Raw genomic sequence first — 24,445 nt, 5'->3', positions numbered from 1 at the left:
TGGTCCCTGCCCTGCCGACGATCCCCGACTGACGCTGCTCTGGAGCGCCAAGGAGGCGGTGCTGAAAGCGCGGCGGGCGCGAAACCTGACCGAAATCCGCCAGATCGAATGGCGGGGATGGAACGGCAGTGGCGCGATGGAAATGCGCGATCGCGGCCTGCCGGTTCCCGGCGTCTTCGCCGCCTTCTGGCGCGGCCATGCCATCGCGGTCGCCTCCGCTCGTCGATTGCCCGAAGCGAGGGCGGCATGAGCGATCCGATAGCCGCCATCAAGAACGCTGCTGCGACCGCGCGTTGGGCGCCCTCCTCTCACAATTCCCAGCCCTGGCAGGTCGAAATCGAGCCGCTGGACAGCAGGGAAATGCGGCATGTCCATATCCGTCTCGACGAGACGGCGCGACTGCGCGCGCTCGAGGCGCTGGATGACGAAATGGCGATCAGTCTCGGCCTCTTCGCCGGAATTTTCTGTCGAGAGCTGGGGGCTGCGAGCGTGCCGTATCGCCTCAGCGCCGATCCCCCCACCGCGCTGACGATCGGGGTTGGTCCGGCTACATCGCGAAAGCCGGACAAGGCCCGGGAGCGAACAGACGAGATCAGGGCGCGCCGCACAAGCCGCGGCGTTTTCTCCCCGCGTCTGCTGACCGCGTCGGATCGCAAGGCTTTGCAGTCCCGTCAATGGACCGGTTTGGGCATTGGCACGGCGGCCTCGGTCCAATTGCTCGAGGATGCCGTCCTGCGTCAGAGCGTCGCCCGGTTGCTCGAACGGTATGGCGAACATGATTTTTCCCATTTCGCCGCCTGGTCGGAAACATACGCTCATATCAAATTCGTACCGGCGTCGGCCCTGCGCGAAGGGCGCGGCTTTTCCATCGAGTCGATCCTTGGCCCGCTCTCTCCCATGCGCCGCTCACTGATGAAAATCGTGCTGCACCCTGTCACGATGCAGCTCTTGCGCCCGTTCGGCCTTCCCCGCGCCATGGCCCGCAACCTGTCGAAGCTCGCATTCAGCGCACCGGCGCTCGTCGTGCTCGTTGCTGAGGAAGCGCGGCCCGGATTTTCCGATCTGGTCGAAACCGGAAACAGACTGGCCGAGATATGGCTCGCCGCCGAGCGGCAGGGATTGTGCCTGCATCCGCTCAGCGTCCTGCTGCAGCATCCAGACGCCCGGCAAGCGTTGCGAGAAGCGCTCGGACTGTCCGGCCAACCCGTCTTCATCGCGCGGGTCGGCGAAGCGATTCAGCCAGCTCCGCCATCGCCTCGCATCCCGACCGATGCGCTCGTCACCTACCGTCCGCCCGCCGCATCGGCGGCCAGCTAGAGAGAGACCATGGATTTCGCCCTTCAACCCGATCAGATGCAGCGCAACGCCCATCTGGAGCGCTTCGCACAGGATTTCGCCCGAACGACGCATCAGCGGGCGCCTGATTTCGACCGCGCGCTCTGGGACAGGCTGGCAGCGATGGGTCTTGCCGGACTGCCGCTGCCAAACGAATTCGGCGGCTCCGACCTCAGCGCCCTCGACACTGTGCAGAGCTTTGAGACGGTGGCACGGCATATCCCCGATCTCGGCCTACTGTTTTCGCTCTGCGCGCACCTCTTCGCCTGCGTCGTGCCGCTCTGGCGCGGAGGATCGGCTGACCAGAAGGCGCGCTGGCTCGAACCGCTCGCAACGGGCCGGTTGATCGCGGCCAACGCGATCTCCGAGGAAGGCTCGGGATCGGATGTCTTCGCCATGGCGACGCGGGCCGAACGCGATGGAGACGGCTACATCCTCAATGGCACGAAGCGGTTCATCACCAATGCGCCGGTCGCGGACGTTCTCGTCGCCTATGCCCGGACCGATCCAGCGTCCTCCTTTTTCGGCATCAGCTGTTTCGTCATCCCGACCGACACCCCCGGCGTGACGATCACGCCGGAGGAGACCAAATCCGGCCTCTCCTCAAGCCCATGGGGTAGCGTGCACTTTGATGACTGTCGCATCGGTGGGGATATGCGCGTCGGGCCGGAAGGTGCCGGAGCGTCCCTTTTTCACGACAGCATGGTGTGGGAGCGCAGTTGCCTGTTCTCCATCTATCTCGGTGCGATGGACCGCATTTACGCCCTGTGTCTGGATCACGCGCGCAACCGCTCGCAATTCGGCCGCGCCATCGGCGCCAATCAGGCGATCTCCGACCGCCTCGTCGACATGCGGCTGCGGGTGGAGACCGCGCGGCTGCTGCTCTACAAGGCGGTCTGGCTCCACGATCAGGGAAAACCCTGCGAACAAACCGTCGCCCTCGGCAAGATCTGGATTTCGGAATCGGCGGTGCAGATCGGCAAGGACGCCATGCAGATCTTCGGCGGCGAAGCGATGACCGCCAGCCACCCCGTCAACCGCTTTCTCAACGACGCGATGCCTTCGCGGATCTTCTCCGGCAGTTCGGAAATCCAGCGCGAAATCGTCGCCCAGGGCATGAAACTACGCTGACGCCCGAGGCTGGAGGCTGAAGCCGGCCCAAATCAATTTCAGGAGATGACACCATGCCTGCCCTATCGGAGCCCATCTGGCTTCTCATCGCCAATACCGTCCTCTTCATCGTGCTGGGCGTTATCGCCGCCATGCGGACGGGCAATACGAAATGGCCGTTCGCCTTCGGTTTCTTTTCGCTTTTACCCGCCACGCTGATCCTCGCTTGGTACGGAGCGGGAGCGGAGTGGCGGCGGATCGGTATCTGCCTGCTCGTCGCCATCTATGTCGCACGAATGCTCTACACGCTGCTGGTCTGGTTCAACGCCACCGGCGCGGCGAAACTGAAGGATCAAAGCCCGCGCGGTGCGCTGATCGGTCTGCCCTTCGTGTTGGTCCCCGTCTTCTGCTGGCTCTATCCCCTGCCCTTCTTCGCCGCGATGGACAGAACCGAGGGGTTTGGCTGGTTCGATGGCGCGGCGCTCCTCTGCTATGGGCTCGGAACCGTCTTCCATATGGGCGCCGATCTGCAGAAATGGCGCTTCAAGCAGGAAGAGGCGAACCGAGGCAAATTGCTACGGCGCGGCTTTTGGGGGATGTCGCGCCATCCCAACTATTTCGGCGATTTTCTGATCTACTGCTCGTTCGCGATCGTTTCGGTTTGGCCCTGGGGCCTGATATCGCCATTGGTCAATCTGGCGCAGTATTTCGCCGATGCGATTCCGAAAAACGAGAAGCAGTCGAAGGCGCGCCACAATGGCGCGTGGGACGCCTATGTGCGCGAAACGCCGATCTTTCTGCCGCTCGGCCGCCCAACTGCGAAGGCCGGCTGACACCTATTTGGATCGCGCCCGCAAGCGGTTAGTCAGATAAACCGAAGAGGTGTCGACGGGCGACAATAGCGGAAGGCAATCACGCTCTTCCGCGATAAACGAACTCGGTGTCGGGTTCATGCGCGGCTGAAGCCGCCAGGGTCTGCAATTCGCCGTGAAGCGGTGATTTGACGCAGACCGGATCGGTTGCCGCCGCATCGCCGGCCAGCGCCATGGCTTGGCAACGGCAACCGCCGAAATCGATGTCGCGCCGCTCGCAGGACTGGCAGGGCTCCTGCATCCAATCGGTGCCGCGGAACGCGTTGAAAGCCGCGCCATCGTACCAGATTTCGTCCAGCAGGCGGCTCCGGACATTGTCGAATTCGAGCCAGCCGATCGTTTCCGCCGCGTGGCATGGCAGAACCTTGCCGGTCGGGTCGATATTGAGGCCGACCCGGCCCCAGCCCTCCATGCAGGGTTTGGGATAGCGCGCATGATAATCGGCGGGCACATAGTCGATCACGAGTATGCCGCGCAGCCGTTCACGCGCCTCGCCGACGATCCGGGTCGCCGTCTGCGCCTGTTCCGGCGTCGGCATGAGCTGCGTCCGGTTGCGTTCGGCCCAGCCATGAAACTGTACCGTCGCGACTTCGAGACGGCGCGCACCGAGCCTGACCGAAAGATCGATCATCTCCTCCAGCCGGTCCATATTGTGGCGATGGCATACGGCGTTGACGGTCAGCGGCAGCCCCTCCGCGCGCACCCAGTCCGCAACCGCAAGCTTTCGCTCATAGCCGCCCTTGTATCCGGCAACGAGATCGGCCATCGCTGCATCGGTTCCCTGTAGCGATAGCTGAACGTGATCCATGCCTGCCTCTGCCAACGCCTTGAGCCTCTTTTGCGTCAAACCGATGCCCGAGGTGATGAGATTGGTGTAGAGGCCGGCATTGCGCGCCGCCGCCGTCAGCTCCGCAAGATCGCTGCGCGCCAGAGGCTCACCGCCGGAAAAATGCACATGAAGGACGCCCAGGGCCGCCGCCTCGCGCAGCACCCGCACCCACTGCTCGGTCGTCAGCTCCTCGCTCGAGGGCTTCAGCGCAACCGGGTTGGAGCAATAGGGACAGGCCAACGGGCAGCGATGGGTCAGTTCGGCGAGAAGCGCGATCGGCGGCGCGGGGGTAGCAGCCGACGAAGGCTTCACTCTTTCGGCTTCGAGCGCCTCGGTCATGTCAGTTCCACCATGCGTTTGTCGCGAAGAGCCTCGAAAAAGCCGATGACATCCGCCTCGATCACATCGACCGGAGCCGCATATGCCTCAGCCAGCGCCTCGCTGATCTGCCGGACGCTGCGCGCACCGTCCGTCACATTCAAAATGGCAATACTGGTCTCATCGAGCGCCAATGTTCTCTCCGGCGCAAGCAGAACCGTGCGCGCACGCACCTTGTCGTCATGCACCCGTACTCCGCGCGGCAGCGCCGGGACGGTGTGGCCGGTTATCGTCTGGGCCAACGGCTCGACGCCTATGTCCGGTCGGTCGTTCATGCAACGTCGCGGGCCTGGACATCCAACAGCCCCTCCGTTCCGTTCCAGGCGCCGGGCGGGATACGGCCCGGCTCGACATAAGCGGAGTGAAGAGCGTCGAGTTGCGCCCACAAGACGTTCGTCTTGAAGGTGAGCGCGGCAGCAGCGGCGGCCTGCCGTTCGGCTGTCGTCGCCGTGTCGAGCACATAGCGCAGACCGAATGCGACATCCTTCGGCGCTTCGGTCAAACGTTTGCGGAAATAGGAGAGCGAAGCGTCGTTTGCGAAGTCGTAATGCTTCAACAATCCCTCGATCCGCTCGGAATGAATTTTCGGAGCGAAAAGCTCGGTCAGAGAAGAGGCCACGGCATCGAGCAGAGGCATGTCACGGACAAACCGCACATAGGCATCGACGGCGAAGGTCGTCGCCGGCAGAATACCGCGTTCGCTGGCGACATAGTGCGGATCGAGTCCGACCGCCTCAGCCAGCTTCAACCATCGCCGGATACCGCCGCCCTCCTCGACGCCGCCGTCATGGTCCTCGATGCGAGACCGCCACATGCGCCGCAGATCGGGGTCGGCACATCGCGACATGAAGGCAGCGTCCTTCATCGGAATACGGCTTTGATAATAGTATCGGTTGATGACCCAGGCACGAACCTGCATCGGCGTGCACCCGCCGTTATGAAGCATGGCGTGAAAGGGATGCTTGTCGTGGTAGCGCTCATCGCCGATTGCTCTGAGCCGGGCTTCGAACGCTTCGCGCCCGAGCGGCCTGTCCACGCTATCGGATGTCTTGGTCATAGGCGGATCTCCATGCTGTCCTCACCGATCCGCCAACCGGCCGCCTCGACCGCTGCGCGTTCATCGGAATCCGCCCGCCAAACCGGATTGGTGTTGTTGATATGAACGAAGATCTTGCGACCGCACTCGATCGACCGAAAGGCCGCAATCGCGCCGTTCTCGCCGCTCATGGCGATATGACCCATACGCTGACCGGTCTTGCTGCCGACACCGGCCGCGATCATTTCATCGTCGGTATAGACCGTGCCGTCGAAGAGCACGGCGTCAGCGCCCTGAAGGCGTGACGCCAGGGCTTCGGTGACATGGGCGCAACCGGGAACGTAATGAAGAACTTTGCCATGGGCGCGGATCGTCACTCCGATGGTATTGCCGCCCTCCTCTCCGATATCGACGTCCTCGCCTTCCAGATAGAGAGGTACTTTGCCCGGAACGGAGAAGATGTCGGCTTGGAGCCCCGGCAGCAGTTCAACCGTATCGCCGGAATCGATCTGCCGCACGGTGACGAACTCGCGGTCGAGCGCATCGAAGAGGCTGTTCGCCTCGATGACATCGAGAATTTCACGGGTGGCGTGCAGCGTGAAAGACTGCTTTTCACGCAAGGTCAGCAAGCCGGCAATGTGATCGATGTCACCATTGGTGCACATCACCACTGGCGCGCGATTGTCACGGGCCGCACGCGGATGAAGCTGCGGGTTGGCAGCCATCTGCGTGCGAATATCCGGTGAGGCATTAAGTATCGCCCATCGTTCGCCATCGGCGGAGACTGCCAGGGACGATTGGGTCTGCGGGCTGACTGCGCTGACGGGATCGCGTGCAGCCCGGCAATTGTCGCAACCGCAATTCCATTGCGGCAAGCCACCGCCAGCAGCGGCGCCTAGAATGAGCGCGTGAAGAGATTTGGTCATCGCTTCACGCACTCAGCATCATTAGAACTGGATGGGGTCGTCGCCGTCCGCCGGAGCGTAACGGGTCACTTCCATTGCACAGCTGATTTCAACGATCTTCGGGGTCTTCCAGGCCATATGTTCCTCCTTCATGTGCCTTGATACCTGCCGCTATTCAGACGGCTTTGCACCAAATCAGGCCGGTGCGCGGCGGCAACCGCATCGCGACCGGAGATTGGTCTCGATGCAACCAGACTAGCAAAAGCATCGGCTCTTACAAGTCTAAACCTCCCAACCGCCCTATAAACGGCATAAAAATCAGTCTATATAAAAATAAGAAATTTATAAGAACCAAAATTGCACGAGAATTACTACTTTGGTACAGAGTGACCGCAGCAATGAAGCATTTATTCCTCTTGAAGGCCGCACCTGGCAGCGTGTCGTGGTTTGCTTTTTCCTGCAGGCATGCGCCAATCTGTGATCTATCGGTTTTGGCGCGGGACGGTTTGGAGGAGAGAAAATCGTGACCACCATCATTGCCGAGCGCCTCGACTTTCTCCGCAGCCAGCCGACGGTTCGATCCCGGCGCACGTGTCAGACTTCGCGCCGGCCGTCGGCCGTTTGTGGACGGCAATGACCACGGGCACTCCATCGGCCGCCTTCAGATCATGGCGATCTCTGCGCCTCAAAATCGTTATCCTCCTCGCCGCCACGGCAGCGATGACGGTGGGCGCCGCGGTCATTATCGTCTGGAGCCTCGATCGGTCCCGTGATCTCGTGGACCGGTCCCAGGCCGCCCAGACCAGGATCGAACAATTCCTTCTGCTGGCAGGTCGGGTCAGCGATTACAGTGGCATCGCATCGCTGGTCACTGAAAAGAACGACAATGTCGATCGGCTGGAACAGGCCCATGAGGTGACAATCCAAGTCTTCGATCGCCTTCGCCGGATGAATGGGGAAGAGGTCGAAGCCGCGCGAGGCGACGGCAAATCGGCCGCTGCGACCAAGGGGCTTCAACTGGCGCGCATGCGGGCGCAGTTCGAAGTCCTGCACCGATTTATTGCCGGAGATGTGGCCACATCGCCTCGTTCCGGTCTTATTGCACAACGGCTCAATGCTTTTGGTGTCACATTCGCGCCCATGCTGGCGAGCGCTGTCGAAACCGAACGGCAACAATCGGATGCCATGCATCTGGCGCTGGCAGATTTGCGCAAACAGCTTGTTATCTTCGCATGGGTTCTCGCCATCGTCGCGCTCGCCGTTGCGTTACTGCTTTACCTGACTATCGGGCGGCCGCTTCTTTCCCGCATCGACAGAACGCTAGCGGGAGCGCGTGAGATTGCAGCGGGACGGTTCGAAACCCGGCTCGATCTTTCAGGCGACGACGAACTGACCGGTCTGATGGCGGGCTTCAACGACATGGCGGCCCGGCTGGACGCCCGTGAAGGGGATGTGATCCTCGCCCGGCAACAGATGCAGGAGACCATTCGACAGCGAACGGCGTCGTTGCGCGACGCCAATACGCGATTGGCGGAAATCGACGCCAGCCGGCGACGGTTCTTTGCCGATATCAGTCACGAACTCCGTACGCCGCTGACGGTGATACAAGGTGAAGCGGAGTTCAATCTCAACGAACGCGCGGCCCCCGACAAAGATACGATGAAAATGTCGTTCGGGACAATCCTCGATCGTGTCCAAGGCCTTCGCCGCCGCGTCGACGACATGCTGCGGGTCGCACGCTCGGAAAGCGGACGCCTGGATCTACACACCGAGCCGATCGATCTTGTCGCGCTGGTGCGGACGATCGGGGATGAGGAGACTGCCGCCGTCACGCGGAAGGGCGTGACGCTAGTGATCGATACCGTCGGTGAAGCAGCGATGGTGAAAGGAGACCGGGAATGGCTGCGGCAGGTGGTCGCTGGCCTGATCGAAAACGCTTTGAAGCATGCTCCCTCCCGTTCTGCGATCACAATCGGAATCCGGGCAGCGGAGGGCGAGGCGCGACTGACGGTCCGCGACGAAGGTAGCGGCATCTCCGAGACCGATATGCCGCATGTTTTCAAACGGTTTCACCGAGGCGGCGCAGACGAACGGCGCGAGGAAGGTTTCGGCGTCGGTCTGGCGCTGGCGCGTTGGGTCGTCGAAGAACATGGCGGCCGTATCGCTCTGTCGAACAATCGGGACGGCAACGGCTTGACGGTCGAAATCGTTTTGCCCCTCATCGAGCGGACCGGACAATGAGGAATGGGACGTCATGAGAGTTCTGGTCGTGGAAGACGACGCCGATATCGCATCGCTCTTGCGGCGAAACTTTCACGCCGCCGATATGGGATGCGACCTTGCTCCGAATGGCCGCCTTGCCCTGGAGATGGTGCGCAACGCCAATTACGACGCCATTGTGCTCGATGTCATGCTGCCAGAACAATCCGGACTGGATGTCTGCCGTATTCTGCGCAAGCAAAGCCATGATGCTACGATCATCATGCTGTCCGCGCGCGACAGTCTGGAAGACAAGGTCGAGGGACTGGAAGCCGGCGCGGACGATTATGTGGTCAAACCGTTTGCCTTCGCTGAAATTCTGGCGCGCATTCAGGCTCAGGGACGACGCAGGCTGGCCGAACATCCCGATCGATCCAACGGCTTGATCGCGTGCGGCGATCTCGCCTTCGATCAGCAGACGAATCAGCTATCCTATGGGGAGAAGTCGACCGAGCTGACCGAACGCGAAGCGGATCTTCTGGTGTTCATGATGCGTAACGCTGAAAGGACCGTCAGCCGCGAGAAGATTTTCGAAGCCCTTTGGCACGATCAGGGCGGCGCGGCGATCAATGTCGTCGATGTTTATATCGGGTATCTTCGCCGTAAAATGGCGCTTCTCGGTCCAGATGTCCGTGAGGCCATGCGCACGGTGCGCGGAAAGGGATTCGTGCTGTGCCCGGTCAATGCCGATGGTGAGAAGCCGGTGACGTAGAACTCGACCCTGCATCTCGAACAATGCGGCGGGCAGTCCGCAAAAAGAACCGCCCGCCAACCATGCCTGGGAGGCAAAGGTCAGTTTGGAAGCGCGCCGCTCTGCTTTGCGACATGCGTGGCGATCGCATCCATCAAAGCCGGAGAAAGGGCGTCGTAGGGCGGTAGGCCAAGTTCGCTCAGCCGTGACCGGATCTCCGGCATTTTATCGGGATCGACTCCGCTCTCGATGACGGACGACACGAACGCGGCGAATTCTGGCGGCGACCAGCCATCCTCGTCGCTCAGTTCGGTGTGAACGAAATCCAGCCCGTAAAACGGATGGCCGCTATTTTCGATACGGCCATACATGTGAACGCCGCACTCCCTGCACGCATGACGTTGGATCGTGGCGCTGGAATCCACGACATGCAGCTTCTCTTCTCCCGATACGACCCGCACCTTGTTGCGGTCGACAACCGCGATTTGAGCGAATGTCGCGCCATCCGGCTTCCAGCATTTGGTGCAGCCACAGGCATGGTTGTGCGCGGTTTGCGCGCCGACTTCGACGGTGACAGGATTGCTGGCGCAATGGCACTTCAGGGTGCCGCCGGAAAAGCCGGACTGGGCAGGGGCAAAGCCGCCGTCTATGGCTGGATGAATGTGAATCATGGGTTCCTCCGCTTATCGGTGACGTGTCAGCGTCACCCTTGCCCGGTCAGCATTGGAAGAAACCGGCGTTCAAGCAATACAGCGGAAAGTCGCGGTTTGCGCGGCTCTCGGAGCTGCTCAGCGCACTTTGCGACGCAGCATCGTGCGCGCCGGATCGTATCCCCAGAGCGCACCGAGCATGCATATCACGAATGTGACGCAGACCCAGAAAAGCGCCATGCCATTGAACTGTCCATAGAGAGCGAAGCGGATCAGTTCGACGGCGTGGGTAAATGGATTGATCGCACAGATGTCGCGTAGCAAGGCCGAGCTCTCCTGCATCTTCCAAAGCGGATAGAGCGCCGATGAAAGGAAGAACATCGGGAAGATGACGAAGTTCATCACGCCGGCGAAATTTTCGAGCTGACGAATGGTCGACGAGATCAGCAGGCCGAGAGCGCCGAGCATCAGCCCAGTCACGATAAGCGCCGGCAAAATAGCAATATATCCTACCAATGGCATCGTGGTGCCCAGAGCCGCAGTGATGGCCAGAAACACCGCGATCTGCAGGATCGAGACGGCGACACCTGCCAGAAGCTTCGAGAAAAGCAGCCACCAGCGCGGAAATGGCGACGTCAGCAGAAGCCGCATCGACCCCATCTCCTGATCGTACACCAGCGAAAGCGAAGACTGCATCCCGTTGAAGAGCTGGATCATGCCGCACAGGCCCGGCACGATATAGACTTCGTAAGTGATGTAGGTCTGGTAGGGCGGCGTGATCGACAGTCCGAGTGCGGCGCGAAAGCCGGCAGCGAAGACGACCAGCCAGACCAGCGGCCGCACCAGCGCGGCCAGAAACCGGCCACGCTGAGAGGCGAAGCGCAGTGCTTCTCGAACGATAATCGCCCAAAGCGCGGTCATCCAGCCCATCATGCCGCAGCCTCGTCCTGCTCGGCAGTCATCTCCATGAACCGCTCGGCCAGCGTGAGTTCGCCGGCGACGTCGTCAGCATCGCCTTGCGTCAGAACACGGCCGCGATGCAGCACAACGACCTGATCGTCGGGCCGAATCTCGTCGACGAGGTGCGTGGCCCACAATACCGCCAAACCGGTTTCGGCCAGGCTATGGACATGCGTGGTGATGGATTGGCGCGACGCTGCGTCGAGGCCGACCGTCGGCTCGTCCAGCAGCAGAACTTCAGGACGATGAATCAGTGCGCGCGCGATTTCCATGCGACGCCGATGCCCGCCATTCAATGCGCGCACCTGTTCGCCAGCACGTTCGCGCATGGCGAGCCGGTCGAGAACCTCGTCGATGGCTGTGGCCGCGCTGCCTCCCGAGAGCCCGTGCAGGCCAGCGAAATAGGTGAGATTGCGCCGCACCGTCATATCGAGATCGAGAGTCGGCTGCTGAAATACGACGCCGATCCGCGCCAGCGCGGCGCGCGGCGCGCTGGCAAGATCGAAACCGGCAACCTGAATGCTCCCCTGTGGAGCCACGATCAGGCGCGTCAGCAGCGCGAAAAGGGTCGATTTGCCGGCGCCATTCGGACCGAGCAGTGCACAGAACCGTCCCGGCTCGACCGAAAAGCCGACATCGTCCAGCGCCGGACGGCCCTTCCGGCTGTAGCGGTAGTGAATATGGGAGACGTCCAGTCCGCTCATCCGGCCACTCTTATCATTGCCCAGCCTGCCCGCCTTCCCCCGCGATTGTCGCCGGTTTGCCCGCCAATCGCAAAACCCGGCTCGCCAGCCGATCCGCCTCTGCTTGCGAATGCGTGACAAGAATCGTCGCAGGTCGTGTCTCTGCGATCAATTCCTCCGTCAGCGTCAGCATTTCCTCGGCTGTCGCAGCATCGAGCGAAACGAAGGGCTCGTCCATCACCAGCAGTTCCGGCCGCCCGGCGAAGGCGCGCGCCAGCGCCAGGCGTCGTTGCTGACCGAGTGACAATTGACGCGGGAACAGGCCCGCTTTTTCCGCGATGCCGACCCGTTGTAGAACCGCCCGCGCCGTCTCGGACGAAATCTCCGGATGCACCAGCATGATATTTTGAAGCGCGCTCCGCCATGGCATCAGCACCGGCTCCTGAAAAACCATCGCCATGTTTTTCGGTCGATCGATCGCGCCGGCAAAGGCCGTATCGGTGCCCGTGATCAGCCTCAGCAGTGTCGACTTGCCGATCCCGGACGGGCCGAGTATCGCGAGCGTTTCGCCGGCCTCCATCGTAAAATCGATATTGGACAGAATCTCAGTCGCGCCGAATGCCTTGCGCCGCACATCAACCCGGATCACGCCGTCCTCCACTGCCACACCCGGCGCTCGACCGGCTGAAGCAGCAGCCATTCGACACCGAGCATCACCATGATGAAGGACAACGAGTAAACGAGCACCATCGTGACATCGAACTGCTGGAAATAGAGGTGGATCTGGAAGCCGACCCCATTGGACCGGCCGAGAAATTCGACCACGAGCACGATTTTCCAGATAACCGCGATCCCCGACCGCGCCGCGGCTGCGATAAACGGTGCAAGTTGCGGCAGAACGATATGGCGCGCGCGCGCCCATGGCTTCATGCGAAACACACGCGCCATGGCGGACAGGTCCGGATCGAGCGCGCGCGCGCCTTCGCGCACCACGGTCGTGACATTGGGAATTTTGTTGAGGACGACAGCCGTAATCGCTGCCGTCTCGTTCAGGCCGATCCATAAATAGCAGAGCACGATCAGGACCAGCGCCGGCAGATTGAGAAAGACCACCAGCCAGGGGTCGAGCCAGCGGTCGACGGCAGGGAAACGGCCCATGACAAAGCCGAGCGATACGCCCACGAACATCGCCAGCAGGAAGGCCCAGATAACGCGCCAGATCGTCATACCGAGATGATAAGGCAATTCACCCGAGGCAACGGCCTGCCTGAACGGATCGATGAGCGCCCACGGCGCTGGCAGCACCGAGGGATCGGCCGTCAGCGCCGCAGCAACGATCCAGCAAACCAGGAGAGCCACCAGCGACAGTATTCGCGCCGTCGCCGGTTTCTGCAGCATGTCATTCAAAGGTAAGGAATAGTCCTTCCGGCAATGTGGTCGCCTTGCCTACAAGTTTCTCTCCACCGAGGTCGGCCATGATTTTAAGGAACCGGTCGGCAGCCGCTTCATCGACAGGATTGCCGCTCGGAATGCCTTCACGAAAACCATCTCGAAGCGCGGTAAACTCAGCGTCGTCGCCCGCATTCATTTTTGGACGCAGCGCCTCCCAGGCCGCATCGTCGGTTTCTAGAAGCTCCTTTGCCGCGCGCGATGCCGCAAACAATCCCTTCGCCACGTCCGGGTGCGCGTCCACATAGTCCTCCTTCAAGACGTATCCGAGGAGCGGCGTATCGGGATCGAGACCGAGTTCGGCGGCGGCGTCCAGCGTCGAAACGAGTTCGTGCATGCCTTTCGCTTTCATCTTGGCCAGGAAATGCCAGAAATTGATCGCGCCCGCCGTTTCACCCTGCAGAGCGGACTTGAAAATCAGCGGCGGCGCACCGAACACCTGTTCGGTCTCGCCTTTCAGATCCATTCCGTATTTCTTTTCCGCATAGGCGCGCAGGATCAGCCAGCTCTTGTCCACCGGACCGCCGGCAATGCCGATCTTTTTGCCAGCGAGATCCTGCAGGGTCTCGATGCCGCTATCGTCCTTCACCACCAAACCGCCGACAGCCCGCGAATAGGGAATGAACACATAGTCCTTGCCATCGGCGCGCTGGCTGGCAGCCCATATCCAGTCGGCAACCACCACATCGGCTTCACCGCCTGCAAGCGCGATCCGGGTCGCGCCATTATCGGCATAGTCCTGCACGACCAGTTCGAAGCCATTGGCCGTATCGAGACCGTTTTCCTTTATCGTGGTGATTTCCCAATTGACCGTGCCGGTTGCCAGCATGGCGGCGCGAAGCTTCGGCAAATCCTCGGCCTGTGCCGCCCCCGCGCCTATCGTCAAAATGCCGGCCGCCATCGCAGCCGCGAGTCGTTTCAGAACATTCATTTCGTGTTCCTCCCTGTGCGGCTTACCGGACCCTCAAGGGTCCGGAGCCTTGCGATTTACCCCGCGCGATCGCGGTAACAGCGCTTTCTATTCCGCGCGCTTTTCCACGATGTTCAATTCGGCATCGAGCTCAATGTCGTACTGGCCGTCGGAGCAAAACACGTCATCAAGTTCGTAACCATCGTCCTCGATTTCGATATCGGCGGGGTCCATCTCGCATTGCATCGACGCCAGAAGCGCCATGATCTCCGCTTCCTTTTCGGGCGTGATTTCTTCAGCGGCGACGACCGGGCCTGAGCCCAGTAACAGCGCGAGGACAGCAGCTTTCAGTATCAGAATCTTCATCGGTCTCTCCCTGGATGGATAACGGTTTACTGGATCGAGATCGCTATTTTCTGGCTGTCGCCAGTGGTGTTCGGGATAGCGACTTCGTACCGGCCTGGCTTGATCGCGATAAAGGACAGCGTCGCCTCGCCCGCATCGTCGAATTCAAGGCTGTCGATGGCCATTGGGCGCACCTCGATCTTGTTGATGACGATCTCGTTCATCCAGATCGCACGGAAAAATTCCGGGCCGGACAGCGCCAGTTCCGCCGAACCGTCCGCCGTGATCTTCATCACGTAGTATGCGCCGGACTGCAGCGCGACGTCCTCGCCGAGCGGCTTACCCGAGGCCAAGGTTATTTCGATCACCTCGCCGCGATTGCATTTCGCCAGCAGGCCCGCAAAGCCGAGCTCATCGCAGAGCGGCGCAGCACTCGCGGGGCCGGCCAAAAGCACCGATGCTGCGATTGCTATCAGTCGTTTCCGCATTCGTTCCTCCCATTGAAATCCAGATCTCCTCAGTTCGGCGCGACCACGACTCCCCATGGCTGTTCGCCAACCTGCACAGAGCGGACGACCTTTTCGGCCTTCACATCGATGATGCTCACATCGTTGGAATTGCCGTTGGTCGTGATCAAAAACTCCTCTCCCGGCGTAAATGCCATCTGCCAGACGCGCTGGCCAACTAGCAAATAGTCCATAACCTCATCGGTCGCGCCGTCGATCACCGCCACACGGTTTGCCGGACCGAGCGCTACAAAGATACGCGAGCCGTCTTTCGACGCCTTCACACCGACCGGCTGCAGCCATTCCGGAAGCACGTTCGGCACCTCGAAACCGATCTTCCGAATGATCTCCGGCTCTTCCCCGGACGTGTCGATCACCGAGACCGTGCCGCCGATTTCGGCGCTGACGTAAAGTTTCTTGCCGTCCGTCGTGAACTCGGCGTAGCGCGGCCGCTGGTCGACCAGGATGTTGTGAGTGATTTCATAGCTTTCGGCGTCAATGAAATGCGCCATATTGGTCGTCTCGGACGTGTTGATGAAGTAGCCGCCATCCGGATGAATGGCCATGCCTTCCGGCTCGACGCCCACCGGGACTTCCGCCAGCACCTGGCGCGTCTTTACATCGACCACGGTGACGAGATTGTCGTCCTCGTTGGCGATGTAGAGTGGGTTGCCCGATGGATGCAGGACGAACAGTTCCGGATCGGGACCGGACGGTAATGTATGCAATTCCTCATAAGTCTCCGGATCGAAAACACGCACCGCGTCGTCGTCGGAGGCGCATACATAAAGCTCCTTGCCGTCCGGGCTGATCGTGATGCCGCGCGGTCTGTTACCGGCCGGAAATTCGTCGATCCTTTCCCATGTTTCGCTGTCCAGAACCGTAACCGTGTTGCCGCGCTCATTGGTCACGAAAACCTTGTTGGCCAATGCCGGCGTTGCAGACAGGAGCACCACCGTCACGATCATTGGAACAAGAGTTCTGAGTGGGATCATCGGGTGGCTCCTTCAAAAGCGCGGCAGGTCGATTCCGGACGATCGGCCCCCAATGTGTCGAGCGGTGAATTCTGATGCAGAAAACCATCCTGTGGAGAGACCGAAACCGTTGTGTGGCGGTTGGTCAGAAGGATTGGCTGCCGAAGCTGACCGTTCCAGTCACGAAAGGTCAGCTTCTGTCCTTTGAACGCCGCCAGTTCGAATTTTTCCGATAAAGCGTAGGCGCGGATGGCAGATGGATCGCTCTTGCCAGTGCGTGTAACGGCTTCGCCGATCACGCGCGTCGCCAACCAAACCTGGTAATCCTCCTCGCGCATTGGACGCCCGGCCAGCCTTTCGAAACGGCGCTGGAACTGGGTCGCGCCCCACGCCTCATGCGCCGAATGCCATGTGACGGCACGCAGACCGGCCGATCCTGCGACGGGTCTGGCATCCCACACATGGTACGGTAGGTATGCGGCAAAGACGTCGGCTTCGTCGGCGGCGAGGACGATGTCGTGCTCCTTCGCCCGCTGAGTGAATACGGGAATCTGGCGCTGCACCTGCACATGGCCGCTGTCGGTCCGGCGTGCGCCGCCTGTATCGACGAACTCCCGCTCCTCGACGACATTGATGCCGAATTTTTCCGCCGAAGACCGATAGGCGTCGGCCAGCAGATGATCCTCGGGATGCGATCCGAAGATCAGGAACATCCGCGCCCATTTCTTCCAGACCAGGAACTGCATCACCGCATCGGCAAGCATGGCCCGGCTCGGCACCACATGAAGCACGTTTGCCCGGCACTCATCGTTGCGCAACGCCTCGTCGCGCGCCGTGGCGTTGAACAGCAGAACGTCCTCGCCAGCATGATCGGCGAGCGCGGCAAGCGTCTCGTCATCGGCCATGACGATAATCAACCGGTTCTGATTGGCCCTGAGTTCATCCAGCGCCGCCGCCGCTTCTTCCGGGGGAACCGATCGCGTTTCCATTGTGAAATCGACACCGATAAACCGGCCTGTCGTCTGGTTGTCCTCGATGCCAAGCCTGCCCCCGGCGAAGCCCAGATCGGCGGGCGGCAGATCCAGTCGCGATATGGGCAGCGGCAATGTGCGCTCAATCCGAAGGATAGCCGTTCCGACGTCCAGCGCCAGCGCCGCCGGCGCGCCGAAAAAAGTGACCAGGATCGCGACGAGCAAAGACCGCGTCAACTTCATTGCCAGGGTGACCTCCCAATCTCCCAGCGTCTTTAATCTACACCATGACAGTACAGTTTATGGTCCGGAACCGATACTTACGGATTAATTGTGCCGCCCTTTGCTTGGGCTATGTTTGCACGATGCGACAGATCGTTCTGGTTCTTTTGCTGTCCCTCTGGGCGGCCACTGCCTACGCCGCGCCGGCTGCCCCTTTGATGCCGGGCGCAAAGGTCGCGTTTCTCGGCATCACCTTCGTCGATCTTTCAACGGAGGGCGCCTATAATGGCGCACGCGAAGACGAAACGGCTCGAACGGCGCTACTGGCACAATCGGTACGCGAGCGCTTCGCCGAGGAAGGTTTCGTCCTGCTGTCGAACGATCCCGTCGCCACCGATCTCGACCGGATCGCCAATCCGGCCAATTGCTACGGTTGCGAGCAACGCATAGCGGCTAAACTCGACGCCGATTATGTAGTGGTCGGCGAGGTGAGAAAAATATCCAATCTCATTTTGTCGATGAGCCTGACAATGCGTGATGTGCACACCGCCGAAACGGTGCGCTGGCTTGCCGTCGATATCCGCTCCAACACCGACGCCACCTGGCTGCGCGGCATGAACTACATCCTGAAAAATCAATTTTTCCCATCGTAGAGGAGCATCATGCGCCTGTTCCGCTTTTTCCTGCTGGCAATCTCGCTCACATTCCCCGCAATAGGATATGCGCATGGACCGACGCGGCAGAAGGTCACGCTCTCGGTCGATGTTTCCGCTTCGCCCTCGGATGTCTGGGCGGTGATCGGCGATTTTCAGGACATGAGTTGGCATCCTGCCGTCTTTTCGACGACCGGCGAAGGCGGCAACACCATCGACGCCACCCGAAAGCTGACCCTCAACGAGGAAGGCGGTCCGGTTATCTCGGAAGTCCTCTACAAATACGATCCGGACAAGATGACTTATTCCTACCGCATCACCGATGTGGATGTGGAAGTGCTCCCGGTGACGAATTACTCGTCGCACCTGACCGTCAAGCCCAATGAGGGGGGTGGCTCCCACATCGAGTGGCGCGGCGCTTTCTATCGCGGCTATCCCAATAACGACCCGCCCGAGAATCTGAACGATGAAGCAGCTCTCGCTGCGGTGAGCGCCGTATATCAGGCCGGTCTCGATGCGCTGGCCGAGAGATTTGGTCAGTAAGGGACCGCTTCTGGCGCTCTTGGCGCTGCTGGCAGGTTCGGCTGCATCCGCAGGCGATTTCGCCTACGTCACCAATCAGTCGAGCAGCGATTTAAGTGTGATCGACCTGACGGCGATGACCGAGATCGCGCGGCTCCCTGTGCCCGGCAAACCTGCCGGCGTGGCGGTGGCCGAACCCCTCAACGCGGTCTTTGTCGTCAGTCCGGAGACCAAGACCCTGCGCCGCTTTGCTCTCGATAGCGGCGATCTGCAGGCCGAGCTTGAATTGGATGGCGGGCCGATCGGTGTCGCCGTCGATGCCGCGCGCGAACGCGTCTTCGTATCCGACTGGTACAATGCACGCATTTGGGTGATTTCCGTAGAGGGCCTCAAGGTCGAGACGACGCTCGCCACCGGTAGCGCGCCAGCCGGACTGGCGCTCTCGCCGGACGGGATTTGGCTGGCGGCCGCCGATCGCGATGCCGACCAGATCTCCATCTTCTCCGCGGAAACACTGCATCTTCATCTGCGCGTACCTGTAGGCGAACGTCCCTTCGGTGTCGGCTTTGCGCCAGACGGATCGGCCGTCTCCGCGAATGTCGGATCGAACTCGATTACGCTTTTCGATCCCGCGAACGGCGATAGTCGTGGAGAAGTCGCCACCGGGGAACGGCCCTATGGGGTCGCTTTCGCCGCCGGACGCGGCTTCGTCACCAATCAGTATGCCGACAGTGTCACCGTCTTTGATCTTAAGACCCTTCAACCCGTCGCGCTTATCGATGTCGGCGAATATCCGGAAGGGATCGACGTCTCGTCGGATGGCCGCCGTGTCATGGTTGCGAACTGGTTCTCCAATAGCCTCACGGTGATCGATGCAGCAGCGCTTGAGGTGATCGGCGAAATCGAAACCGGCGACGGTCCACGCGCCTTCGGCCGCTTCATTTCTTCACGGCAGGGAGGCTCGTGAACGATGCGTATCATAATGGCTCTTATTGCCCTTTCTGCAGGAATGGCAGCCCTGGCATCTTCTGCTGAAACAACGAGCTGGGACGATATTCGCACGAGCCTCTATGGCGACCGCATTCTTCAGCCTGCCGCCGATTTGATCGTGCTCGACGCGCCCTACCGCTCGGCCGAAGATGCCCGCACGGTGGTTGGGGCCAGACTGCAAGCGCCGCAAGGCGATGCCCTCACCAAAGTCATTCTTGTCATCGACGAAAATCCGATGCCCGTCTCGGCGGTGTTCGAGCTTAGTGAGCCGCAGGATAATTTCCGGTTCGAGACAACGATGCGACTGAACGGCCCCTCGAATATCCATGTTATCGCGGAAACGGTCGCCGGAGAGACCCTCGTCACCGAACAGTTCGTCAAAACCTCCGGTCAGGGGGCATGCTCCGCGCCGCCCGGCACCGACCCCGAATTGGCGCTCGCCACGCTTGGCGACATGACCATCGGAATTGTCGGGCGCAATAACGGAGTGTCGTCCGGCCAGTGGCTGGCCGACCTCGCCAACCGCCAATTGCAAATGAAGGTCGATATCAGACACCCCAGCCATTCCGGCATGCAGATGGACCAGATCTCGATGCTCTTCATTCCGATGCGTTACGTCGAGACCGTTCGGATAGATCTGGACGGCCGCAGCTATATCGGTGTCACCGGATCGATATCGCTCAGCGAAAATCCGCAAATCACACTGTCCATCCCAGCCGCCACGGCCCGCGTCGATGTCACGATGACCGACACGGACGGCACTATCACTCAAGCCAGCCGCAGTCTGGCCGAGTACTGATCAACGATCGCCCGGCTCGGGCTGCAATTGTTCGGTCGGGTGATCGTCGAACGTCCAGCCATCGGTTCCCTTGGGATACCAGTAAACCTGCTCATAGCCATATTCGAGCGCGCGCTTCGCCGCGTTCCAGGACATCCAGCAATCGTCGAGGCAGAAGAAGAGGACCGGGTGGTCCCTATTGCCTGCCGTCGCTTTCTTCAGTCCCGCGCGAAAATAGGCGTGCATGACGTCCGCCAGACGGCCATATCCGACATTCGGAAGCCAGATCGCATCCGGAATCGATAGGCGCGGTTTCTCGCGCCAGATCGTCCCTTCCGGCAAATTGGCGGGCTTGGGCGGCCGAGGCATCACATCGATAAAGGCGACCTGGCCATCCTGCCATAATTCGAAGGCTGTTTGCGTGGAGACGACCGTTGCGCCGTTGAGCGTTTCCGGCACCGGCGCACGGTATTCGTCTTCTCGGTAGTCTGACGGCTCGTTCCCGGCCATCGCTGGTGGGGTGGCCAACATAAGCACGGCCGCCAGCCACCGCCCGATCATTTTGGCTTGTCCAGCAGCACCGTACCCATTTGATCGAGAAGCGGCACGCCGGCGTCGAAAAGTATTTTGTCGATGGCGTCCTGATTTCGGCGAATGAGCGAATTGAGCTTTCGCTCCCACACCTTTTCGCCGCGCCTCACACCCATGGTGATCCGGTAAAACATGCGCGGCAAAGTGGCTTCCGACAGCAGCGGCGTGACCTTGAAATCCGGATAGCCTTCCTTGACCATCGGCCCACCGATAGGCCCCCATAAAATCGCCGCATCGATTTCACCCGACTGCAAATCCTTCAGCATATCATCGGCCGGGTTCTGATAGCGTCGGTCGACCATCAGATCATACGGTCTGGCCTTGGCCATGAGCCGGTTGCGGACCATTTGCGTGGCCGGAGGACTGCCGGCGATTATGCCGATCCTTGCGTCCTTCAGCGCAGGATCGCTCAACGTACTGACCTCGGCCAACGATCCATCGGCGGCAACGATCAGCACATAGGCGGAGGTGTAATAATGATTGGTGTTCTGCACCATCTCGTCGCCCTGGCCATAGCCGATGACAACGTCGCATTTATTGGCCTGCAGCGTCCGCCGGATAAAGCCGGTCGCCATCGGAAACCAGGTATACTCAAGCGGAAGGCTTAACTGTTCGGCGAACAGTTCCGCGATCTTGTTTTCGAACCCTTCTCCCTTGTCGTTGGAAAGTGGCATGCTGGCCGGGTCGGCGCAGACCCGGAAGGCGGTCTTCGATGTCAGGTCCGATGTCTGCGACGCCGCCGGCGCCGCAGATATGACCAAGGCGGCAAAGGCCAACGCCGCTGTCCGCCGGAATCTAGCCGCCGAGGCAGGCGTTTTCAGCTTCACGAATGGCATCGGACTTCGCCTCCTTCTTTTTCGGACGGCCACGCGGCAACGCATCCGTGCCCCGAGCTTTCAGATAGGTGTAGATGTCGTCCAGATAGCACATCACATTCGGGTTCGTGCCGAAGGCCGGCATGACGGAATGTTCGGCCGCATTCACCTTCTGCCGTCCATTGGTCACGACATCGACGAAGTCGTAATAGTCCATGTCGACGGCGGAATTCTTCAGCGCGGGCGCGTAGCTGGACCCCTCCCCTTCAGGACCATGGCAGACATGGCATTCGGAGTGGTAGCGGCGGAAACCGGAATAGGTCATCCAGTCGACCGTGCCATCCTCTTGGATGTTGTAGGTCGGTATGTCGTCGTCCGTGTAATAGCGTCCGTCTTCGTCATAGGCGGCGGTGATATTGTCCGGGGCGTCGGCATCACTTTGCGCAAGGGCGAGCGTTCCGCCTTCAAGCAACAAGGCCAGCGCGCCTGCCGCGGCAATCGTCCGGGAAATCGGTGTGTGTTTCTTGGTCATTTTTGATCCTTGTGCCGGAGATCGGACCGGCGCGGAAAGTCCGCGCCGGTCCGCCTTTTTTTGCCGGAGATGTCTCCAGATCAGTTCGGCAGGGCGAATACGGTCAGCGAACCGCCAAGCGAGGTGTAGTCGCTCAGAGCGGCATAGCCACCCACGGCGCCAAGGCCGTCATTCGGGTTGGTCAAACCGGCCGCCAGACCGATACCGGCCCATCCGCCGACGCCCGACAGGATCGCCACATACTGCTTTCCGCCATGGGTGTAGGTCATGACATTACCGATAATGCCCGATGGGGTTTTGAACTTGTAAAGCTCATCACCGGTATTGGCGTCGATCGCCTTCAGGTAGCCTTCGAGCGTGCCGTAGAAGACGATGTCACCGGCCGTGGCCAGCGCGCCCGACCACACCGAGAACTGCTCCGGAACGGTCCACTTGATCTCGCCCTTCACATTGTCCCAGGCGACGAAGTTGCCCATACCGCCGTGGCTATCGGGCGCCGGATACATCGACAGGGTCGCGCCGACATAGGGTTGGCCTGCCTTATAGGCGACACGGAACGGCTCGTAATCCATGCAAACATGGTTGGTCGGCACATAGAACGTTTCCGTTTTCGGCGAATAAGCCGCCGGCTGCTGGTCCTTGGTGCCGAGCGCGGCAGGGCAGATGCCGGTCGAGTTGGTGTCCTCGCCGTTCTGCTCGGTCGAATACTCCGCCACCACGGCCGGGCGGCCATAGGTTTCTGAGTTCGGGTCCATATCCACGCCGGTGGTCCAGTTGACCGCCGGATCGTATTTCTCGGCAACCAGAAGCTCGCCGGATTCGCGATCCATCGTGTAGGCCAGACCGTTGCGGTCGAAATGGGTCAGAAGCTTGCGCATCTGTCCGTCGATTTCCTGATCGGTCAGGATCATCTCGTTGATGCCGTCGAAGTCCCACTCGTCATGCGGGGTCATCTGATAGACCCATTTGGCCATGCCGGTGTCGACGTCACGCGCGAAGATGGTCATGGACCAGCGGTTGTCGCCGGGCCGCTGCGACGGGTTCCAGGTCGACGGGTTACCGGTGCCGTAATAGACCAGATTCAGGTCGGGATCGTAGGAGTACCAGCCCCACGTCGTGCCGCCGCCGATCTTCCACTGATCGCCTTCCCAGGTCGCCGTGCCGCTGTCCTTGCCAACGGGCTTGCCGAGATGAGTGGTCTTCTCCGGATCCATCAGCGTATCGCTGTCGGGACCCATGGAGTAGCCGCGCCATGCAAGCGATCCGTCCGACATGTTGTAGGCCGTAACAGAGCCGCGGACGCCGAACTCGCCGCCGGAAATGCCGACAATCACCTTATCCTTTACCGGCATCACCGTGGCGGTGTTGGTTTCGCCGATTGCAGGATCGCCATTCTTTACCGACCAGGCGACTTCGCCGGTCTTGGCGTCGAGCGCCACCAGGGTCGTATCCGCCTGATGCAGGAAGATCTTTCCGTCGCCATAAGCAACGCCGCGGTTGACGGTGTCGCAGCACATGACCGGGATGACGTCGGCATCCTGCTTGGGCTCGTATTTCCAGATGACCTTGCCATCATTGTTCAGGTCGAGCGCGTAAACGACATTCGGAAACGGAGTATGCACATACATGACGTCGCCGATAACGAGCGGCGAGCCTTCATGACCGCGTAGCACGCCGGTGGAGAAGGTCCAGGCGACCTGAAGGTCTCCTACATTGTCCTTGTTGATATCGCTAAGCTCGGAATAGCGCTGGTTGGTATAATCGCCGGTCTGGATGACCCACTGATTGGCGTCGTCCATCATGCCCTGCAATTCCGAATTTGCGCTTGCGGCCGACATGCCGCCCAGGGAAAGCGCGGTCGAAAGGATAAGAATCCCTTTGATTGAATGAAGTCGTTTCATCGTTTCCTCCCGTCAGGGTGTTTCCGATCAAGGGCTGCCCCCTCTGCGCCACGGGAAATCCAAAGTCTCCTCTTCCCCGCGATCGGTTCTGCGCTGTCTCCACTGCTTCGACCGTTCGTGTCCGCAATTGGCACTGCGGTTTCGGGTCATGTCGTCTATTCGGTCCTCCTTTTCGCTATTCGAACGTGGCCAGGTACGCGATCACATCGGCCCGTTCCTTTTCCTTACGAAGTCCGGCAAACGCCATTTTCGTGCCGGAAATGAAGTCCTTGGGTTTGGTCAGAAATTCGTCCATCTCGTCCGGGCTCCACACCAGTCCCTCCGCGCCCGCGCTCGTCATCGCCGGCGAGTAGGAATAGTCGGCGGCCGAGCCGGCGGTCCTGCCGACCACCCCGTTGAGTTGCGGCCCGACCTTGTTCGCTGCGCCGTCGCCGACGGCGTGGCAGGCTTTGCATTTGCGAAAGACCTTCTCCCCGGCGGCCGCATCGCCGCCTTCTTCCGCGTATGCAGCCGGATTTCCGCCGGCCAACACGCCCAGAGCGATTGCAAACGCAATTGTGGCTGATTTCATTAAAATG

At 60.7% G+C, this 24,445-nt stretch carries 30 protein-coding genes; 10 read left to right on the top strand and 20 right to left on the bottom strand.

The features are described from left to right. The 4 genes from NIM86_RS14745 to NIM86_RS14730 all read left to right on the top strand — a co-directional run. A partial coding sequence (locus NIM86_RS14745) for a 4'-phosphopantetheinyl transferase superfamily protein (protein ID WP_253383260.1) occupies positions 1-250 on the top strand: 250 nt, incomplete at its 5' end. Then, positions 247-1,317 (top strand): hypothetical protein, encoded by a 1,071-nt coding sequence (locus NIM86_RS14740; protein ID WP_253383259.1) that lies wholly within the window; start codon positions 247-249, stop codon positions 1,315-1,317. The genes NIM86_RS14745 and NIM86_RS14740, both read left to right, overlap by 4 nt. A 9-nt stretch (positions 1,318-1,326) precedes the next feature. Beyond that, on the top strand, positions 1,327-2,466 hold the full coding sequence (locus NIM86_RS14735; RefSeq protein WP_253383258.1) for an acyl-CoA dehydrogenase family protein: 1,140 nt from the start codon (positions 1,327-1,329) through the stop codon (positions 2,464-2,466). Positions 2,467-2,519: 53 nt separating this feature from the next. After that, the gene (locus NIM86_RS14730) at positions 2,520-3,278 is read left to right on the top strand and encodes a DUF1295 domain-containing protein (protein ID WP_253383257.1); all 759 of its coding nucleotides are present in this window, start codon (positions 2,520-2,522) and stop codon (positions 3,276-3,278) included. Positions 3,279-3,357: 79 nt separating this feature from the next. On the opposite strand, the gene pqqE is transcribed toward NIM86_RS14730, so the two are convergent. The 5 genes from pqqE to pqqA are packed head-to-tail and all read right to left on the bottom strand — an operon-like array spanning position 3,358 to position 6,603. Next, the gene (gene pqqE / locus NIM86_RS14725; RefSeq protein ID WP_253383256.1) at positions 3,358-4,485 is read right to left on the bottom strand and encodes a pyrroloquinoline quinone biosynthesis protein PqqE; all 1,128 of its coding nucleotides are present in this window, start codon (positions 4,483-4,485) and stop codon (positions 3,358-3,360) included. Further along, entirely contained in the window at positions 4,482-4,799 is a 318-nt protein-coding gene (gene pqqD / locus NIM86_RS14720; RefSeq protein ID WP_253383255.1) for a pyrroloquinoline quinone biosynthesis peptide chaperone PqqD, read from the bottom strand. The genes pqqE and pqqD overlap by 4 nt, the downstream gene beginning before the upstream one ends. Beyond that, a complete protein-coding gene (pqqC, locus tag NIM86_RS14715; protein ID WP_253383254.1) occupies positions 4,796-5,581 on the bottom strand; it encodes a pyrroloquinoline-quinone synthase PqqC in 786 nt (261 codons plus the stop codon). Before pqqC ends, pqqD begins: the two co-directional genes overlap by 4 nt. After that, complete coding sequence (gene pqqB / locus NIM86_RS14710; protein ID WP_253383252.1) at positions 5,578-6,486, bottom strand: pyrroloquinoline quinone biosynthesis protein PqqB; 909 nt, start codon at positions 6,484-6,486, stop codon at positions 5,578-5,580. The genes pqqC and pqqB overlap by 4 nt, the downstream gene beginning before the upstream one ends. 21 nt (positions 6,487-6,507) lie before the next feature. Beyond that, positions 6,508-6,603 carry a pyrroloquinoline quinone precursor peptide PqqA gene (pqqA, locus tag NIM86_RS14705; protein WP_114391389.1) on the bottom strand — a complete coding sequence of 32 codons (96 nt, stop codon included), beginning with the start codon at positions 6,601-6,603 and terminating at the stop codon, positions 6,508-6,510. 495 nt (positions 6,604-7,098) lie between these two features. On the opposite strand from pqqA, the gene NIM86_RS14700 reads away from it, so the two are divergent. Then, the gene (locus NIM86_RS14700; protein WP_253383250.1) at positions 7,099-8,706 is read left to right on the top strand and encodes a HAMP domain-containing sensor histidine kinase; all 1,608 of its coding nucleotides are present in this window, start codon (positions 7,099-7,101) and stop codon (positions 8,704-8,706) included. Positions 8,707-8,719: 13 nt separating this feature from the next. Further along, positions 8,720-9,436 (top strand): response regulator transcription factor, encoded by a 717-nt coding sequence (locus tag NIM86_RS14695; protein WP_253383248.1) that lies wholly within the window; start codon positions 8,720-8,722, stop codon positions 9,434-9,436. Positions 9,437-9,516: 80 nt separating this feature from the next. Here NIM86_RS14695 and gfa read toward each other — a convergent pair whose 3' ends face one another. From gfa to NIM86_RS14645, 10 genes are all read right to left on the bottom strand, one after another. After that, complete coding sequence (gfa, locus tag NIM86_RS14690) at positions 9,517-10,086, bottom strand: S-(hydroxymethyl)glutathione synthase (RefSeq protein ID WP_253383246.1); 570 nt, start codon at positions 10,084-10,086, stop codon at positions 9,517-9,519. Positions 10,087-10,203: 117 nt separating this feature from the next. Further along, complete coding sequence (locus NIM86_RS14685; protein WP_253383244.1) at positions 10,204-10,998, bottom strand: ABC transporter permease; 795 nt, start codon at positions 10,996-10,998, stop codon at positions 10,204-10,206. Then, on the bottom strand, positions 10,995-11,729 hold the full coding sequence (locus tag NIM86_RS14680; protein ID WP_253383242.1) for an ABC transporter ATP-binding protein: 735 nt from the start codon (positions 11,727-11,729) through the stop codon (positions 10,995-10,997). Before NIM86_RS14680 ends, NIM86_RS14685 begins: the two co-directional genes overlap by 4 nt. 13 nt (positions 11,730-11,742) lie before the next feature. After that, positions 11,743-12,357, bottom strand: a complete 615-nt coding sequence (locus NIM86_RS14675) for an ATP-binding cassette domain-containing protein (protein WP_253383240.1) — start codon at positions 12,355-12,357, stop codon at positions 11,743-11,745. Then, positions 12,354-13,115: an ABC transporter permease gene (locus NIM86_RS14670; RefSeq protein WP_253383239.1), complete on the bottom strand. Its 762-nt coding sequence runs from the start codon at positions 13,113-13,115 to the stop codon at positions 12,354-12,356. The genes NIM86_RS14675 and NIM86_RS14670 overlap by 4 nt, the downstream gene beginning before the upstream one ends. Continuing rightward, the gene (locus NIM86_RS14665; RefSeq protein WP_253383238.1) at positions 13,108-14,088 is read right to left on the bottom strand and encodes an ABC transporter substrate-binding protein; all 981 of its coding nucleotides are present in this window, start codon (positions 14,086-14,088) and stop codon (positions 13,108-13,110) included. The genes NIM86_RS14670 and NIM86_RS14665 overlap by 8 nt, the downstream gene beginning before the upstream one ends. A gap of 87 nt (positions 14,089-14,175) precedes the next feature. Beyond that, positions 14,176-14,433 carry a hypothetical protein gene (locus NIM86_RS14660; protein WP_253383237.1) on the bottom strand — a complete coding sequence of 86 codons (258 nt, stop codon included), beginning with the start codon at positions 14,431-14,433 and terminating at the stop codon, positions 14,176-14,178. 26 nt (positions 14,434-14,459) lie between these two features. Beyond that, complete coding sequence (locus NIM86_RS14655; RefSeq protein ID WP_253383236.1) at positions 14,460-14,900, bottom strand: hypothetical protein; 441 nt, start codon at positions 14,898-14,900, stop codon at positions 14,460-14,462. A 29-nt stretch (positions 14,901-14,929) separates the two neighbouring features. After that, on the bottom strand, positions 14,930-15,913 hold the full coding sequence (locus tag NIM86_RS14650) for a YVTN family beta-propeller repeat protein (RefSeq protein WP_253383235.1): 984 nt from the start codon (positions 15,911-15,913) through the stop codon (positions 14,930-14,932). Further along, entirely contained in the window at positions 15,910-17,106 is a 1,197-nt protein-coding gene (locus NIM86_RS14645) for an ABC transporter substrate-binding protein (RefSeq protein ID WP_253383234.1), read from the bottom strand. Before NIM86_RS14645 ends, NIM86_RS14650 begins: the two co-directional genes overlap by 4 nt. Positions 17,107-17,228: 122 nt before the next feature. Here NIM86_RS14645 and NIM86_RS14640 point away from each other — a divergent pair, with 122 nt between their 5' ends. The 4 genes from NIM86_RS14640 to NIM86_RS14625 are packed head-to-tail and all read left to right on the top strand — an operon-like array spanning position 17,229 to position 20,049. Then, positions 17,229-17,738, top strand: coding sequence for a DUF3280 domain-containing protein (locus tag NIM86_RS14640; RefSeq protein ID WP_253383233.1), 510 nt, complete (start codon positions 17,229-17,231; stop codon positions 17,736-17,738). A 9-nt stretch (positions 17,739-17,747) separates the two neighbouring features. Continuing rightward, positions 17,748-18,281, top strand: a complete 534-nt coding sequence (locus NIM86_RS14635; RefSeq protein WP_253383231.1) for an SRPBCC family protein — start codon at positions 17,748-17,750, stop codon at positions 18,279-18,281. Continuing rightward, positions 18,253-19,227: a YncE family protein gene (locus NIM86_RS14630; protein ID WP_253383229.1), complete on the top strand. Its 975-nt coding sequence runs from the start codon at positions 18,253-18,255 to the stop codon at positions 19,225-19,227. Before NIM86_RS14635 ends, NIM86_RS14630 begins: the two co-directional genes overlap by 29 nt. A gap of 3 nt (positions 19,228-19,230) precedes the next feature. Beyond that, complete coding sequence (locus NIM86_RS14625) at positions 19,231-20,049, top strand: quinoprotein dehydrogenase-associated SoxYZ-like carrier (protein ID WP_253383227.1); 819 nt, start codon at positions 19,231-19,233, stop codon at positions 20,047-20,049. Here NIM86_RS14625 and NIM86_RS14620 read toward each other — a convergent pair whose 3' ends face one another. From NIM86_RS14620 to NIM86_RS14600, 5 genes are all read right to left on the bottom strand, one after another. Then, positions 20,050-20,589 carry a PQQ-dependent catabolism-associated CXXCW motif protein gene (locus NIM86_RS14620; RefSeq protein ID WP_253383225.1) on the bottom strand — a complete coding sequence of 180 codons (540 nt, stop codon included), beginning with the start codon at positions 20,587-20,589 and terminating at the stop codon, positions 20,050-20,052. It abuts the gene before it with no gap. After that, positions 20,586-21,455: a substrate-binding domain-containing protein gene (locus tag NIM86_RS14615; protein WP_253383223.1), complete on the bottom strand. Its 870-nt coding sequence runs from the start codon at positions 21,453-21,455 to the stop codon at positions 20,586-20,588. The genes NIM86_RS14620 and NIM86_RS14615 overlap by 4 nt, the downstream gene beginning before the upstream one ends. Beyond that, positions 21,415-21,966 carry a c-type cytochrome, methanol metabolism-related gene (locus tag NIM86_RS14610; protein ID WP_253383221.1) on the bottom strand — a complete coding sequence of 184 codons (552 nt, stop codon included), beginning with the start codon at positions 21,964-21,966 and terminating at the stop codon, positions 21,415-21,417. Before NIM86_RS14610 ends, NIM86_RS14615 begins: the two co-directional genes overlap by 41 nt. A gap of 80 nt (positions 21,967-22,046) precedes the next feature. Then, positions 22,047-23,804, bottom strand: a complete 1,758-nt coding sequence (gene xoxF5 / locus NIM86_RS14605; protein WP_253383268.1) for a lanthanide-dependent methanol dehydrogenase XoxF5 — start codon at positions 23,802-23,804, stop codon at positions 22,047-22,049. A gap of 238 nt (positions 23,805-24,042) precedes the next feature. Beyond that, positions 24,043-24,438, bottom strand: a complete 396-nt coding sequence (locus NIM86_RS14600; protein WP_253383220.1) for a cytochrome c family protein — start codon at positions 24,436-24,438, stop codon at positions 24,043-24,045. Positions 24,439-24,445: the final 7 nt, after the last annotated feature.

The organism is Notoacmeibacter sp. MSK16QG-6, from assembly GCF_024158145.1.
Lineage (GTDB): Bacteria > Pseudomonadota > Alphaproteobacteria > Rhizobiales > Rhizobiaceae > Notoacmeibacter.
This window is presented reverse-complemented; position numbering and strand designations above follow the sequence as displayed.

Excerpts from the sequence above, each read along its gene's own strand:
- pqqB (WP_253383252.1), bottom strand. The coding sequence starts at position 6,486 with ATGACCAAATCTCTTCACGCGCTCATTCTAGGCGCCGCTGCTGGCGGT.
- NIM86_RS14635 (WP_253383231.1), top strand. The coding sequence starts at position 17,748 with ATGCGCCTGTTCCGCTTTTTCCTGCTGGCAATCTCGCTCACATTCCCC.
- NIM86_RS14615 (WP_253383223.1), bottom strand. The coding sequence starts at position 21,455 with ATGCCATTCGTGAAGCTGAAAACGCCTGCCTCGGCGGCTAGATTCCGG.
- NIM86_RS14685 (WP_253383244.1), bottom strand. The coding sequence starts at position 10,998 with ATGATGGGCTGGATGACCGCGCTTTGGGCGATTATCGTTCGAGAAGCA.
- pqqA (WP_114391389.1), bottom strand. The coding sequence starts at position 6,603 with ATGGCCTGGAAGACCCCGAAGATCGTTGAAATCAGCTGTGCAATGGAA.
- NIM86_RS14740 (WP_253383259.1), top strand. The coding sequence starts at position 247 with ATGAGCGATCCGATAGCCGCCATCAAGAACGCTGCTGCGACCGCGCGT.
- NIM86_RS14680 (WP_253383242.1), bottom strand. The coding sequence starts at position 11,729 with ATGAGCGGACTGGACGTCTCCCATATTCACTACCGCTACAGCCGGAAG.
- pqqD (WP_253383255.1), bottom strand. The coding sequence starts at position 4,799 with ATGAACGACCGACCGGACATAGGCGTCGAGCCGTTGGCCCAGACGATA.
- NIM86_RS14640 (WP_253383233.1), top strand. The coding sequence starts at position 17,229 with ATGCGACAGATCGTTCTGGTTCTTTTGCTGTCCCTCTGGGCGGCCACT.
- NIM86_RS14610 (WP_253383221.1), bottom strand. The coding sequence starts at position 21,966 with ATGACCAAGAAACACACACCGATTTCCCGGACGATTGCCGCGGCAGGC.
- NIM86_RS14630 (WP_253383229.1), top strand. The coding sequence starts at position 18,253 with ATGCGCTGGCCGAGAGATTTGGTCAGTAAGGGACCGCTTCTGGCGCTC.
- gfa (WP_253383246.1), bottom strand. The coding sequence starts at position 10,086 with ATGATTCACATTCATCCAGCCATAGACGGCGGCTTTGCCCCTGCCCAG.
- NIM86_RS14665 (WP_253383238.1), bottom strand. The coding sequence starts at position 14,088 with ATGAATGTTCTGAAACGACTCGCGGCTGCGATGGCGGCCGGCATTTTG.
- NIM86_RS14620 (WP_253383225.1), bottom strand. The coding sequence starts at position 20,589 with ATGATCGGGCGGTGGCTGGCGGCCGTGCTTATGTTGGCCACCCCACCA.
- pqqC (WP_253383254.1), bottom strand. The coding sequence starts at position 5,581 with ATGACCAAGACATCCGATAGCGTGGACAGGCCGCTCGGGCGCGAAGCG.
- NIM86_RS14650 (WP_253383235.1), bottom strand. The coding sequence starts at position 15,913 with ATGATCCCACTCAGAACTCTTGTTCCAATGATCGTGACGGTGGTGCTC.
- NIM86_RS14660 (WP_253383237.1), bottom strand. The coding sequence starts at position 14,433 with ATGAAGATTCTGATACTGAAAGCTGCTGTCCTCGCGCTGTTACTGGGC.
- pqqE (WP_253383256.1), bottom strand. The coding sequence starts at position 4,485 with ATGACCGAGGCGCTCGAAGCCGAAAGAGTGAAGCCTTCGTCGGCTGCT.
- NIM86_RS14600 (WP_253383220.1), bottom strand. The coding sequence starts at position 24,438 with ATGAAATCAGCCACAATTGCGTTTGCAATCGCTCTGGGCGTGTTGGCC.
- NIM86_RS14700 (WP_253383250.1), top strand. The coding sequence starts at position 7,099 with ATGACCACGGGCACTCCATCGGCCGCCTTCAGATCATGGCGATCTCTG.
- NIM86_RS14735 (WP_253383258.1), top strand. The coding sequence starts at position 1,327 with ATGGATTTCGCCCTTCAACCCGATCAGATGCAGCGCAACGCCCATCTG.
- NIM86_RS14695 (WP_253383248.1), top strand. The coding sequence starts at position 8,720 with ATGAGAGTTCTGGTCGTGGAAGACGACGCCGATATCGCATCGCTCTTG.
- xoxF5 (WP_253383268.1), bottom strand. The coding sequence starts at position 23,804 with ATGTCGGCCGCAAGCGCAAATTCGGAATTGCAGGGCATGATGGACGAC.
- NIM86_RS14645 (WP_253383234.1), bottom strand. The coding sequence starts at position 17,106 with ATGAAGTTGACGCGGTCTTTGCTCGTCGCGATCCTGGTCACTTTTTTC.
- NIM86_RS14625 (WP_253383227.1), top strand. The coding sequence starts at position 19,231 with ATGCGTATCATAATGGCTCTTATTGCCCTTTCTGCAGGAATGGCAGCC.
- NIM86_RS14730 (WP_253383257.1), top strand. The coding sequence starts at position 2,520 with ATGCCTGCCCTATCGGAGCCCATCTGGCTTCTCATCGCCAATACCGTC.
- NIM86_RS14655 (WP_253383236.1), bottom strand. The coding sequence starts at position 14,900 with ATGCGGAAACGACTGATAGCAATCGCAGCATCGGTGCTTTTGGCCGGC.